This window comes from Streptomyces sp. NPDC101151, assembly GCF_044768335.1.
Lineage (GTDB): Bacteria > Actinomycetota > Actinomycetes > Streptomycetales > Streptomycetaceae > Streptomyces.
Genome location: NZ_JBIWPP010000012.1, coordinates 39,586 through 53,743, shown reverse-complemented (window position 1 = coordinate 53,743; position 14,158 = coordinate 39,586). Strand labels below are relative to the sequence as shown.

The 14,158-nt window shown below is 71.2% G+C and carries 5 protein-coding genes; all 5 read right to left on the bottom strand.

The window, feature by feature from the left end:
• Positions 1 to 55: 55 nt before the first annotated feature.
• The 5 genes from ACIRU3_RS22940 to ACIRU3_RS22920 all read right to left on the bottom strand — a co-directional run bounded on the left by ACIRU3_RS22940 (position 56) and on the right by ACIRU3_RS22920 (position 13,680).
• Positions 56 to 6,340, bottom strand: coding sequence for an SDR family NAD(P)-dependent oxidoreductase (locus ACIRU3_RS22940; RefSeq protein WP_404059062.1), 6,285 nt, complete (start codon positions 6,338 to 6,340; stop codon positions 56 to 58).
• A 141-nt stretch (positions 6,341 to 6,481) separates the two neighbouring features.
• Complete coding sequence (locus ACIRU3_RS22935; protein WP_404059059.1) at positions 6,482 to 8,143, bottom strand: NAD(P)/FAD-dependent oxidoreductase; 1,662 nt, start codon at positions 8,141 to 8,143, stop codon at positions 6,482 to 6,484.
• Between the two features lie 76 nt (positions 8,144 to 8,219).
• Positions 8,220 to 11,036: an AAA family ATPase gene (locus ACIRU3_RS22930; protein ID WP_404059057.1), complete on the bottom strand. Its 2,817-nt coding sequence runs from the start codon at positions 11,034 to 11,036 to the stop codon at positions 8,220 to 8,222.
• Between the two features lie 52 nt (positions 11,037 to 11,088).
• Positions 11,089 to 12,327: a cation:proton antiporter gene (locus tag ACIRU3_RS22925; protein WP_404059055.1), complete on the bottom strand. Its 1,239-nt coding sequence runs from the start codon at positions 12,325 to 12,327 to the stop codon at positions 11,089 to 11,091.
• 60 nt (positions 12,328 to 12,387) lie between these two features.
• Positions 12,388 to 13,680, bottom strand: coding sequence for an NAD(P)/FAD-dependent oxidoreductase (locus ACIRU3_RS22920; protein ID WP_404059052.1), 1,293 nt, complete (start codon positions 13,678 to 13,680; stop codon positions 12,388 to 12,390).
• Positions 13,681 to 14,158: the final 478 nt, after the last annotated feature.

Genomic DNA, 14,158 nt, shown 5'->3' with positions numbered 1-14,158 from the left:
TGGGTTCCTCGCGATCGAATCCGACAGAGCGTGGGGGATCGGGCAGGCGCCCGGATCAGGCGCCCTCCGGGGGCGCGGACAGCTGCTCGCCGAGTGCCGCGGCGAGCGCCTTCGACGAGCCGTAGGCCCACAGGAGGGTGGGTGAGAGCCGTAGGCCGAACGCCGACTCCAGCCGGTTGCGCAGTTCGAGACTCATGAGTGAGTCCAGGCCGAGCGACTTGAACGCGGCCTCTCGCCCGACCGCTTCCGGGGCGAGACGCAGGACCCTGGACGTCAGCTCCCGGATCTTGGCCTCGATCAGCCCGACGCGTTCGCCGACCGGCGCCTGAGCCAGACGCGCCCGGAACTCACCGGCCGTCGAACTCCTGCCGTCGCCCTGCACGGAGGCGGCGCGCAGCACCTGCCAGCTGCCGCAGGCGGCGGCGTCCGGATAGGCGTCGAACCACTGCCTGAGGTCGAGCGGTACATAGCCGGTCACCGCCTCGCCCCGGGTCAGCATCCGCGCGAGTGCGGGCCACGCCTCGGCGGCCGGGAAGCCGCCCATGCCGCGCTCCTCCAACCGGGCGCCGCGCCGGCTGTCCTCCGCCGCCAGTCCGACGTCCGAGAAGGGTCCCCACTGCACACTCAGCGCGGGAAGCCCTCGGCTGCGGCGCGCCTCGGCACAGGCGTCCAGTGCCGCGTTGGCCGCCGCGTAGGCCGCCTGGCCTGCGTTGCCGAACAGTGCGGCGGCGGACGAGAACAGCACGAAGCAGTCCAGCGGATCCCCGGCCGTGACGGCTTCCAGATTCCGGGCCCCGTCGGCCTTCGGCCGCACCACGGCCGCGATCTGCTCCGGCGTCAGCGTGCGAACCGTGGCGTCCGCCAGCACGCCGGCGGCATGGAACACACCACGCAGCGGAGGCAGTTGGCGCCGGGCCTGCCCCAACGCGCGGCTCAGCGCCGACTGGTCCGTGATGTCGCAGCGCACGGTCCGCACCAGCGTGCCGCCGGCCCGCAGCGCCTCCAGACGGGCCGTGACCTCCGGCCGGACCTCGGAGCGACCGACGAGCAGCAGCGCGCCCGCGCCGTTCGCGGCCAGGAACTCGGCCAGGGACAGGCCCAGCGCCCCCAGACCGCCCGTGATCACATACGTGCCGTCGGGCCGGAACCGGTCGTCGGGCATCGCCAGCGGCGTCACCCGTTCCACCGTCGACGGCCCGACGAGCACACAGGACTGTGATGTCGCGCCCGCGGATCCCGGCGTCCCGGTCGTCTCGCCGAACGTGAGATGCCGCGCCCTGGCGGGCCGCAGCGTCCCCTGTGAGATCAGCCGGGAGACCGCGTCCACGGAGCGGGCGAAGTGTTCCGGACGGCGTCCGAGCAGGCCGGCGGGGTCCAACGACGTCACACTGACACCGCTGCGGAGGGCGGCCGGGGCGAGCGAGGCCCCTGCCGCCGGGGCTGCGGTGGCGTCCTGGCCGGTCAGCGCGATGAGCCGGCCGTCGTCGGCGAGTGCGTCGAGCCCGTACTCAGGGCCCGAACCGGTGGCGGGGCACAGCACGACGTCCGCGCCCCGGCCGCCGGTGGCCTCGCGCACGGCGCGCGGCCAGGACAGCTCACGAGCGTCGAGAACCTGCTCGGCCCCCAGCGCCCGCAAGGCACCGTCCTCCGCCTCGTCCGCGACCACGAGGACCCGGGCACCACGCGCCCCGGCGATCTGCACGGCGGCCCCGGCGACCGCGCCGACGCCCGAGTGGATGAGCGCCGTCTCACCCGCGGCGAGCCGGCCGACCTCGTCCAGCGCGTACCACGCGATGGCACCGGCCGGCAGCAGTGCCGCGGCGTCGGCGTCGTTCAGCCCCTCCGGAAGCGGCCGGACGTGCTCGATGCGTACCGTCACATGGGTGGCCGGTGCGCCGGGACCGCAGGCGACCACGCGGTCGCCCGGGCGGGGACGGGACACACCGGGGCCCACGGCGGTGACCTCTCCCGCGAAGCCGTGGAGGGCGGCAGTGGCCCGCTGCAGAGCCGTGTCCCGTGCGGTGTCGGCCGGTTCCAGCGTCGCGGCGGTGACCTCGATCTCCACCTCGTCCCGCCCGGGCACGCGGCGCGCCAGTGGGACGTACCGGAGCGCCCCGTCGCCGGAGCCCGGAGCCAGCTGGAACGGCTGCGTCCGGGTGTGCTGCGGCGGCAGCGCGGCGAGCCGTTCCTCGGGCACGGCGCCACGGATCAGCCGGGCGCCGAGACGCCGGCCACCGCGCAGTGCGACCTGGTCCTCGTCGTCGTCCCCGAGCACTTCCGCCGCGCAGCGGTCCGCCCAGTTCGGGTCGTCGGCCACGACGTCGACGACCCGCGGTGTCAACTCCCCGTGCTCGCGCCGCAGTACGCGTGCGAAGCCCCAGTACATCGCGGCGCCGGGGTCGGGAACATCCGTGCTCTCCACGGCCTGTGCCCCCACGGTCACGACGGTGAGCCGCGGCGGCACGCCCCGGTCCGCGCAGGCCCGGACCAGAGCGGCCAGCCGGCCGAGACCGGACTCCTGCGCCTGGGCTCCCTCCTCGGCCCGCGGCGCCAGCCAGGCCACGCCTTCGGGCTGCGCCACCCCGGCGAGCGGGTCGTCGTCCGGCCCCAGGCCCGGGCCGGGCACGAGCACGGCCTCCCTGCCCGTCGCGCGCAGGGCGGCCACGACCGCGGCACCGGTCCCGTCCACGCCTCCGCAGACGGCCCAACCGCCCCCGGCGGCGGCGGGAGTCCGCGCGGCCCCGAGGGCCGGAAGCTCCGTCCACCCCAGGTGGTGCAGCCGCGCGCTGTCCAGCCCGTTCCCGGCCTCCACCGGCAACGGCTCCAGCCTGAGCCCTGCCAGGGACATCAAAGGCTCCCGCGCGGTGTCGAAGAGATCGACGTCGAGCGTGCCGTCCGTACGGCGTACGGCGTGGGACCACAGGGTCGTGACGGGCTCTTCCGGTTCCTGGTGGATCTGTACGGAGCGGATCGCCGTGGGCACGAGCGCCGCCCCGTCACCCAGGTCGGAGCAGAGCGCGAGCGAGATCTGGAGGGCGCCGTCCCACAGGGCCGGGTGCAGTGCGTGGGCCCGATTCGCGGCCCGAAGCCCCTCCGGCAGAGTCACCTCGCCAAGGGCCCGCAGGCCGTCGCCGTGCAGCCGGATCCGTCGTACGGTCCGGAAAGCGGGTCCGTACGACAGGCCGCGTGCGGCCCACTCACGGTAGAACTCCTCCGGCTCGGACGGTTCGGACGGCTCGGACGGCACGGCCCAGTCCGGGAACCGTGGCAGCGTGACGTCGGCGGCCAGGCGGTAGGCGTGGGCCTCGGCGTTCACCTGCCAAGCCTCGCCGCCCTCGGGCAGCGACAGCAGCCGGAACCGCCCGCCGTCGGCGAGTTCGTCATGCCATGCGGCCGTCAGCCGGGCCGGGGACTCCGTGACGGCGATCCCCTTGTGGAAGACGACGTGCTCCAGCCTGCGCGGCAGCGCACCCCAGCGGGCCCGCACGGTGTGAAGGGCGGCCGTCAGCATTGCCGTTCCCGGCAGCACGGCCGTGTCGTGCACACGATGGTCCGCCAGCCACGGCAGGTCGGTCGACGACACCTCCAGCGCCGCGTGCCAGGTGCCGGCCTCGCCCGGGGCCGGCACCAGCGGAGCCTCGAAGCCGGGGGTGCTCCCGGCGCGGTGGCCGCGCTCGGGGATCCAGTGGCTCTGCGGCTTCAGCGGATAGCCCGGGACCGGCACGAGGTCGTGCCGGGGCAGCAGCCCGAAGGGTGCGAGCCCGGCCACGTACCCGCGTGCCAGAGCGAGTGCGGCATCGCCGGTGGAGCCGTGGTGGCGGCGCAGGGTGGACAGAACGGCCGGCGGCTCGGCCCGGGACGCGGCGAGCTGCTCGATCGCGGGGGCCAGCACCGGGTGCGGACTGATCTCGACGACATGGGTGACCCCGGAGTCGAGGAGAGCGGTCATCGCATCGGCGAACAGGACGGGGCTGCGCAGGTTCTCCACCCAGTACGCGGTGTCCATCTCCGGGCCGTCCAGCAGACGCCCGCGCACCGTCGACATCAGTTCCAGCTCGCCGGGGCGCGGCCGGACGGGGGCGAGTGCCGTCAGCAGGTCGTCCCGCAGCTCGTCCATCTGCGGACTGTGCGAGGCGTAGTCGACGTTCACCAGCCGGCAGTACGTGCCGTCCGCCTCCAGCAGCTCCCGCAGCATCAGCACCGACTCGTCGTCGCCGGACAGCACGCAGGAACTGGGGCCGTTGTGCACGGCGAGTGCGACGGTGTCCTCGAATCCCTCCAGTGCGGCGAGCGCGGTCTCCCGGTCCAGATCCACGGCGAGCATCCGCCCGCGCCCCGAGGTGCGCCGGGCGATCGCGCTGCGCCGCGCCATCACCAGCGCAGCGTCCTCGTACGTGAGGATCCCGGCGAGCGTGGCCGCCGTGATCTCGCCCTGGCTGTGCCCCAGCACCACGTCGGGCTCCACTCCGCCGGCCCGCCACAGTTCGGCGAGGCCCAGGGACATGGCCCACAGTGTGGGCTGGAGCATGTCGATGCGGGACATCCACTCGTCACCGGACTCACCGGTGAAGACGGCGGTGAGGTCCCAGTCGACGTGTGGACTGAGCGCCTTGGCGCAGCGCCCGACGACCTCGGCGAACAACGGGCTGTCGCGGAAGAGCTCCTGCCCCATGCGGTTCCACTGCGAGCCCTGTCCGGGGAACACGAACGCCGTGCGGCCGAGCTCCCGGCCCCGTCCCCGCACCACATGGGGCAGGCTGTCGGCGGCTTCTTCGCCGGCGGCTCCGGACGCGTCGGCGAGTGAGGCGAGTCCGGCACGCAGTTCCTCGGGATCGGCGGCGAGCACGGCGGCGCGCTCGGGGAAGTGGTCGCGCCGCCAGGCGAGCGTTCCCGCGAGGGCGGGAACGCCGTCGTCGGCGGCGGCGGGCACCACGTTCGCCAACTGCCGCACCCGCTCGGCCAGTACGGACGGCTCCCGCGCCGACAACGGCAGGAAGGGCGGCAGTCCCGCGGCCGGGTGAGCGGCCGGGGCCGGGTGAGGGGCTGTCGGCTCGGGCGGGCTCATCACCACCACATGCGCGTTGGTGCCGCCCCAGCCGAAGGAGTTGACGCCCAGATACACGGGGCCCGCAGCGGGCAGCGGCCGAGGTTCGCGCACCACGCGCACGTTCAGCTCGTCGAAGGGGATGTCGGGGTTGAGGTGCTCCGCATGCAGGCTCGGCGGAAGGACGCGATGGCGCAGCGCGAGGAGGAGTTTGAACAACCCCGCCATTCCCGCGGCGGCCTCCAGATGGCCGATGTTGGTCTTGATGGAGCCCACCAGGACCGGGTCGTCGGCGCGGTCCCCGCCGAGGATCCGCCCGATGGACGCCGTCTCGATCGGATCGCCGCGCCCGGTCCCGGTGCCGTGCGCCTCTATGTAGGCGGGTGAACCGGCCGGCACGACGCGGCCGTCATAGGCACGGCGCAGCAGGTCGTCCTGGCCCTCGGGGCTCGGCGTCACCAGGCTCTCGCCACCACCGTCGTTGTTGACGACCGTGCGCACGACGACGCCGTGGATGCGGTCGCCGTCCTCCAGCGCGCGGCGCAGGGTCTTCACATAGAGCGCTGCGACCCCCTCGCCCCGTACGAACCCGTTCGCGGAGTCCGAGAAGGTCTGGCAGCGACCGTCGGGCGAGAGCGCCCCGAAGTGGGTCAGGCCGACCGTCACATGGGGGTCGAGCATGAGGTTGGCGGCGCCCACGATCGCAGCGTCGATCTCGCCCTGCCGCAGGGCCTGGGAGGCCAGGTGCAGGGCGACGAGCGAGGACGAACAGCCGGTCTCCACGGTCATGCTGGGCCCGCGCAGCTTGAACACGTAGGACATGCGGGCGGCGATGACGTCGAGGGCGTTGCCGACCAGACTGTGCGGGGTCGGGCGGGCGCCGCGCTCCTTGCGCAGCAGCTCGTAGTCGTGCCACGAGGCGCCGACGTACACCCCGGTGCGCGAACCCGCGAGGTCGGCGGTGCGTTGCCCCGCGTCCTCCAGTGCCCGCCAGCCCATCTCCAGCAGGAGCCGCTGCTGGGGGTCGATGGCGGCGGCTTCGCGCGGCGAGATGCCGAAGAAGCCGGCGTCGAACAGGTCGACCCCTTCGATGAAACCGCCGACGCCCTGGATCTCCCGCTCCGGATCGAGCTGCCCGGAGGCATCCCAGCGGTCGGCCGGGACGGTGCGGATCGCGTCGCCGCGGTCCATCAGGAGCTTCCAGAGACCCTCGGTGTCAGGGGCGCCCGGGAAACGTCCGGCCATTCCGACGACGGCAATGAGATCCGAAGGATCCTGAGCGGGATTCGCAACCATTCGCTGATTCACTTCCTGCTGTTCGGAGTTTTCTGCCGCACATTCGGAAGCCTAATCCGCTGCCATTTTCGATAGCAGCCCCCAATTTCTGTGACGCGCCCCCCACGGAGACCCCTAGCAGAGCGTAGGGGGGTATTTCTTCTACCCGCCCATAAGGCGCATGCGGACCAATCCCTTACTGGCGTTGATCATGCGCGGGCCGATCTCCGGAGGGGCATCCCTGCGGCACCAGACGGCATTCTTTGCCATCTTTGCGGGGGACATGCTGAAGCATCGGGTGCCGCGTTGTCCGAGACGGAACGATGGGGCGATGAAATCGGCGTCACGAATACAGTCGAGGATTTGCTGGGCAGCCGCGCGCGGTGCGAGCTCACCCTTCTCGACCGCCTGGCACAGCTCCCGCGTGAGGGTGCTCATCGCGTTGAATCCCTCGCTCACGGGAAGGGGCGAGCCCGGAAGTGCGGAGTCCTCCAGCTGCCGGAACACCTCCGCGTCGCCGCTGCGGGTGAACCGGTAGTAGGCGTCCTCGAGCATGACGTTGCCGAGCATCGTGCCGAGCATCCAGGTGCGGTTCACCGCGTTCCACAGTTCGTAGTCCCGGAAGCCGACGAAGGAGCTGTAGACCAGGTCGTCGTGGAAGTCGAAGAGTCCCTGCTGCAGTGTCTCCAGGTAGGAGAAGCGCTCCAGGGACCAGTCGCCGTCGCGGGAGGCGGCGATCAGCCGCCAGCCAAGGGAATTGACGATCTCCATGGTGTTCGTCAGGCCGCGCGAGTAGAGCGCGTCGATGAACCCGGCCGCGTGCGAGGTGAGGCAGAACCGCTCACCGACGACCTGCTTGGCCGAGTACTGCAGCCGCCCCGTCGACACCCACGGCCGTACCGCTTTGGCGTCTCTGAACTGCCACGCGATGTCCGGGAACCGGCCGAGGAACGCGTCGAACTCTTCCTGTCCGGGGGTGTCGTCCTTCGGAAAGACCCGGGGGTCCAGCGTCAGGCCCACACTGCACAGGGGGTTGATGGAGTCCGCGTGATTGTCGAAGGGGATCACCCACAGCCAGCCGCCGTCGAAGACGTGGTGCAGCGTGCCGTGGTGCCAGGGATTCGGCTGCTGGTGGGACCGTGCCGCCGGAGCCTGGTCGAACGGACGGACGCCGATCATGTGGGTGAACAGGGTCCGGGAGTGCGTGCGGGCGCGGGTCGGTGTCTCCCGCAGAGCGAACTTGTCCGCAAGCGGTGAGCGGAACCCGCTGCCGTCGACCACGTAACTGGCCCGGAACTCCTCGCCCTTGTCGGTGCGCAGGACGGCACCGCTGTCCGGGTCGATCTCCACGTCCGCGATCCGCGTGTTCAGCCGCGGGTGCGCACCGTACTTGACCGCCACGTTGAACAGGTAGGAGTCGATGTCCTGCCGGAAGAGGTGCGTCTCGGTGCGCAGGGCCGACGGGACGACCAGCTGGTTGATCTCCTCGGGGCTCTGCGACAACCCTTCACGGTGGTACACGAAGCCGAAGTTCTGCTTCTGGCCGCAGGAGCGTGAGACGTGCCGGCTGATTCCCTTGTGGCTGGCGAGCGGCTTGATCTCCGGAACGTTGTACCGCTCGGCGATGATCCTCGTCAGGCCGGACGTGTACGGAATGGTGGACTCACCGACGGCGAAACGCGGGTGAGTGCCGGCGTCGAGCAACAGGACCTTCACGCCATTGCGGGCGAGGACCGCCCCCAGCATGCCGCCCGCCATGCCACTGCCGAGTATGGCCACGTCGTACTGGTCCGCGCGCCGCTGCGCGCTGCGACTGTTCTGCAAGGCACTCGCCCTTCTTCGTGAGATCGGTGAAATCCATGGGACGCGTGGGATCGGCGAGCCGGACCGGTCCGGCCGCTCAGTCTGCGCCCGCTTCGCAGGCACCCATCGCCTGCAGCTCCTGCCGCGTGCGGACGCCGAGCTTCTTGAAGATCCGGGTGAGGTGCTGTTCGACGGTGCTCGGGGTCACGGCCAGCTTCACGGCTATCTCGCGGTTCGTGAGGCCACGCGCCGCAAGCACCGCCACCCGGCGCTCCGCCCCGCTGAGCAGTTCCAGCCCGCTCGGCGCGGCAAGCACGGCGGAGCCGCCCTGCCGCGGCCTGCTGCCCTCCCTGGCCAGTTCCCTGACCAGGGGCGCAGCGCCGATGTCCGCCGCCAGCCGGGATGCCGTCAACAGTTCCTGCCGGGCCCGTGCCGTCCTGCCCGACCCCGCGTGGACGCGTGCGAGTTCGCCCAGTGCCGCAGCCAGCTGGAACCGGTCGCCGCAGTCCCGCAGCAGCGCCACTGCCTCGGTGAGCAGACCGGCCCGCTCGTCGGGCGGTCCGCTCGCCGCCACCGCCCGCAACGCCATACCCCGCGCCCGTGAAGGCCGCTCGCCGGTGAGCGCGAGTTCCTCGCGCGCAAGGACGTGAGCGCGTACGGGGTCGGCCAGCGCCAGATGGGCACGAGCCGACTCCGAACGCCACGGCACCAGCGTCGGCTGGTCAAATCCCCAGGCCTGCATCAGGTTTCCGCAGGTGGTGAAGTCGTCCAGCGCGGCGTACGGGCGCCCGGTCTCCAGATAGTGGCACCCGCGTGCATGCAGGAAGTACAGACCGAATCGGCTTTTGAACATCCCCTGCGGCACCGGGACTTCGAGATAGGCCGCAGCGGCCTCGTGGTCCCCGGTCCAGGTCGCCGCATGCACCAGATTGGCCAGCGGTCCTCCGATGCACACGCCCCAGCTCTCGGCCGGCACCTGGGTGAGCGCCGCCTCCGCGAGCCGGCGGGCCTCCGTCGGACGGCCCTGGCGCAGGGCGACCCGAGCCCGCAGGGACGCGAACTCGGCCTCCCACAGCGGCACCCGCCGGGTACGGGCCTGCTCCAGCCAGTGGTCGCACCAGTTGGCGGCCGCGTCGAGCCGATCGGTGAACTCCAGCACCGACGTGGCGCACGCGATCCACTCCTGGGTGCTCTTGCTCAGCCGCATGGAGCGCAGCGCCGTCTCCGCGTCGGCCACCGCCTCGTCGTCGGGCCCGTGGGTGAGCACATGTGACAGAGCCATGGCCCCCAGCACCCGGGGATCCTCTTCGAGACGACGGGGACTGCCGGCCGCGCGCCCGTACTCACCGGACGACGACGGCACCGACAGGGGATACGTGGTCGACAGGAGCTCCCTGGTCGCCCGGATCTCCGCCGCAGCCGGATCGGTGGCGGATCCGTCCGGCCCGCCGTCGTCGATGCGTTCCACCGCCTCCAGTGCCTCGTCGAAACGCCCGTGCCACAAGAGGAACTTGGCGAGCGTCAGGGCGTGCCGGTCCGGCAGGCGGCCGTCGTGCAGTGCCGCGGCCAGCTCACCGAGGTGCCGGGCGCTGATGGAGGGGTTGAGCATCCATGCCGTACTGGCGTACAGCGCCTTGATGCCCATGCGCGTGCCGTCGTCGTCGCAGATCTGCAACGCCGCCTCCAGACACGCGTGCGCGTCCGCGATCCGGTCGACGGCCAGGTTCTGTTCCGCCGCCTGGCACAGCACGTGCAGTGCCCAGGGGCGGCCCCCGGCCTCGGCTTCGATCAGCAGTCGACCCACTCTGGCCGCGGCCGCACCGTCCTGGTACAGCAGCTCGGCGGCCCGCCCGTACAACGCCGAACGCCGCTGTGGGGCCACGCTCGCCAGCACCGCCGTACGGGCGACCGGATGCAGTTGCCCCGAGGCCAGCAGACCCGCGGCCTCCAGTGCGTACAGGCCGCGGCTCATCGTGGCCTCGTCCTCGTCCAGGAGCCTGGCCAGCACACCGGGTTCGGCGTCGGGACCCAGCACGGCCAGTGCCTGGGCCAGCCGCAGCAGCACCGGCCGTCCGCGGTGGATGCAGCTCAGGACCGTCTCGCCGTAGGCGTCTGCGACGGCCAGCCGCGGGGCGGACCCGTCGAGTGGCGCTCCGGCGTGCCGGTGGTCCTCCACGAGTGCCCGGACCAGCAGCGGATTTCCGCCGCTGACCCGATGGCAGTCGGCGGCCAGCGCGTGGGCCGTCTCCGGACCCAACTGGTTGGCGAGCACAGAGGCCACGCCGTCCTCGGACAGCCGCTCCAACGACAGGTGACGGTAGTTCGGCTGCCGCAGCAGCTCGGCGTGCAACTGGGGGTGGGCCGGCTTGGAGAGTGTGCATTCCGCGACCAGGAGGACGATCGGCGCGGACCGGGACCGACGCAGCAATTGCAGCAGCCAGTAAAGGGACAGCGAGTCGGTGAACTGCGCATCGTCGACGCAGATGAGCACCGGCACACGGCCGGCGGCCCGGACGACCTCCAGGCACAGCTGGTGCAGCGCCCCGGTCGTGGCCGAGTCGAGGGTCTGCTGCCCGAAGCCGTGGCCCGCCTCACAGCCGTCCGTCACGCCCTGTCCGCGTGCCACCGCGTCGAGCAGCCCGGTGATGTCGTGCCCCTCGCCCAGGGGGCCGCCCGCGCCGCGCAGCAACTGGCTGAGCACGCTGCCCGGCGACTCACGCTCGGCCCAGGAGCCCACCGCCCACAGCACCAGAAAGCCCTGGGCGGTGGCGAGGCTCTTCACCGCGGTCAGCAGTTCGGTCTTCCCGCAGCCGATGCCGCCACTGACCATCGCGGCCCCGCTGCCGCCCTGCTCGCAGACCTGGAGCAGGTCGGACAGTTCCGCCAGTTCGTGTCCGCGCTCGACCAACGGCATGGACCGGTTCCCTCTCTGCGCTCGTGGGGTCGGGTCGGGACGCGCCATGGGATCAGGCCCGCGGCGCAGTCGCCGGGTCCGGACGCCGCGTGGGGGCCGGCCGGGAGACCTCGACCGGTTTGGCGTAGATACGGGAGAGAAGCGGCCCGGTCATGGCGGTGGTCACCACGGCCATGACGACCATCAGGGAGTACAGGGGCCCGTCCAGCAGTCCCAGCTGGAGACCGATACCGAGGATGACCAGCTCGGTCAGGCCTCGGGTGTTCATCAACGCGCTCAGTGCGGCGGCCGGGCGGCCCGCAAGGCCTTGCGAGCGCGCGGCCAGATAGGTACCGCCGAACTTGCCGGCCACGGCCACCAGGAGGATCGCCCCGAGCTGCACCAGCTGGGCGGCGTCGATTCCCCCGAGGTCGACCTGGAGGCCCGCCACGACGAAGTACACCGGCAGGAGCACGGAGGTGAGCCGACCCGTCTGGTCGAGCAGGTCCGTGCGTTGCGCCTGGGCGTTGCGATGGGGCATCACCAGGCCGAACAGGAAGGCGCCGAAGATGAAGTGCATGCCCATCGCCTCGGTGGCCGTGGCGGACAGCAGTGTGCCGATCAGGACCACTGCGAAGAGGCGCGGGGTGATCGTGGCCGGCTTGCCGCCGGGGGTCATGATCCTGTGCAGCAGCGGCCGGACGACCAGTGCCATCAGCGCCCCGTAGGGCAGGACCAGCGCCACCGTCCAGTGATGGCCGCCGCCGCCCACGGCGGCCTGGACGGCCGCCAGCGCGGCCCAGGCGACGACGTCGACTGCGGCCGCGGTGGCGAGCGCGATGCCGCCCAGCGCCGTCCGGGAGAGGTTCCGGTCGGCGAGGATGCGGGCCAGCACCGGGAAGGCGGTCACGGACACGGCGAGTCCGATGAAGACCACGAACGCCGCGCGGTTCTCGCTGTGGTGGCCCTGCGGAAGACAGAGCGCGAGACCGACACCGAGCGCGAACGGAACGGCCGTGGAACCGAGGGCCGACATCGCGGTCACCCGCCCCCGGCCGCGCAGCGTCTCGGTGTCGATCTCCAGCCCGACGCCGAACATGAACAGCGCGACACCGAGATTGGCCATGCCGGTCAGCAGCGGTCGTACGTCGGTGGGGAAGAGCGTCTGCGCGAGGGCGCCGTCCAGCAGCGTCGGCCCCAGCAGCACCCCGGCGAGGATCTCGCCCACCACCGGCGGTTGCCTCAGCCGGGTGGCCAGGTGGCCGAGAGCCCGGGCGAGTAACAGGATCAATGCGAGATCCACGAACAGCATTTGCACTTGATGGCTGGTCATATCAGGCCCGCCCGGCTCGCCTTCTGTGCTGGGATTCCGTCAGGAACGAGACGTCTCGGCGCCCTCGGCACCGGGCGTGGAGGCATCCGCGATCAGGTCGTCCAGGTTGATCTGGAACAGCGGATGCCTGCCGCTGAGCCCGGAGATGAGCGTCACGAAGTCCGCCGAGGGCTCGTTCTTGCGCTCGGGGTCGACCATTTCCTGAGCCAGGCTGTAGTAGAACTCCTTGTACTTCGTGCGGTCGTAGAACCGCTCCACGAAGGCCCTGATCTCGTCGAAGAATCCGGAGTACGCGGTCGCGTACCGGTCGAGCGCCTTCTCCTCGATCTGCGGGTGCTCGATGATCTGGTCCACGATCCGAGCGAGGGTGCTGCCGGCCAGGGTGGCGAGGGCGACACCGGTGGAGAACAGCGGATCGACGAACGCGGCTGCGTCGCCGACCAGCACCCAGCCGTCTCCGTAGAAGCGGTTGCTGTGGTACGACCAGTCGCGGGCCGTGCGGAATCCGGCGGACTGCCGGGCTCCCGCGAGCATCTTCTTGAGCTTGGTGGTCCGCTCCCGTTCGGCGTGGAAGAGCTCCTCCAACGACTGGCCGTTCTCGCCCGCTGTCGCGGAGCGTGTCACGTACCCGACGCTGATCGTGCCCTTGTCGATGGGGATGGCCCAGAACCACCCGCCGTCCAGCCCCTCGATGAGGATGTTGGTGTACTCGTCGTCCGGCAACCGCTCGCAGTTGTCGAAGTATGTCCATACGGCCACGTTGCGCAGGTCGTCGTGCCATTCGACCTCGGTGAGCCGCCGGCCGAGCACCCGGGCCTGCCCGGACGCGTCCACCACGAGCGACGCGCGCACCTCGTGCAGCCCGTCGAGCCCGCGCAGCGAGAACCGCACGCCGGTGACCCGGCCGTCCACCTCGATGTGCTCCTTGACGGTGGCGTCCTCGATGACGTGCGCACCCAGTTCCCGGGCCCGGTCGAGGATCAGTGCGTCCAGGTCGGCGCGGCGCGTGTGGAAGGCGTACTCGTAGGCACCGCCCTCGACGAAGGAGAAGTTCCACGGGATCTGGTTGTTTCCCCACACCAGGGTCCCGCCGTATTTCCTTTCGAAGCCTCGTGCGTCCATGCGCTCGGTTATTCCCATTTCCTGCATGGGGCGCATGAACGCGGGGATGAGCGACTCGCCCACGTGATAGCGGGGAAAACGCTCGCGGTCGAGGATGAGAACGCGACGGCCGCGCTGTGCGAGAAGCCCGGCGGTAGTCGCTCCCGCCGGTCCACCGCCGATGACGACGACGTCGAATTCGTCAGGGACCCCATAGAGAGCGGACGGCATTCAGGGACCTCCCATGATCACTGTCGAGGTGCGTCCCGGGACCGGAGTTCCGAAGCCCAGACCGCGGTCTTTGGCGGAACGCGCCGTCAGTCTGCAACAGCCGTTCTGTAAGGCGTCTGCATGCGGTCTGTAGCGTTCCTGCAGCGCTCGGATCCATTCCCCGCAGGAAATTGCCGTGCAGGTAAGGGCCGTTGAGGACCGATCAGGACACAGGTGCTGATCCACCGCCCCGCGAAGGGGCAAGCCGCTGTCCTCCAGGGAGCGCCGCCCGCGTCGCGACGGCACCGTCGGGGAGAGGCGGAGTTCGTCGATCCGGTCGGCGCAGAGTGTGGCCACGATTGAGTGATCAAGGAACAAGCTGCTGACCTGCAGAAACGATCGCTGTGGTGTGGGCCTGGCCGATTGCTGAGGGCGGAAGCCGGTGCGTCGCTTCAGGGCCGTCGTATTCCGGTCTCAAGATCCACCCGCTAGCTTCCCG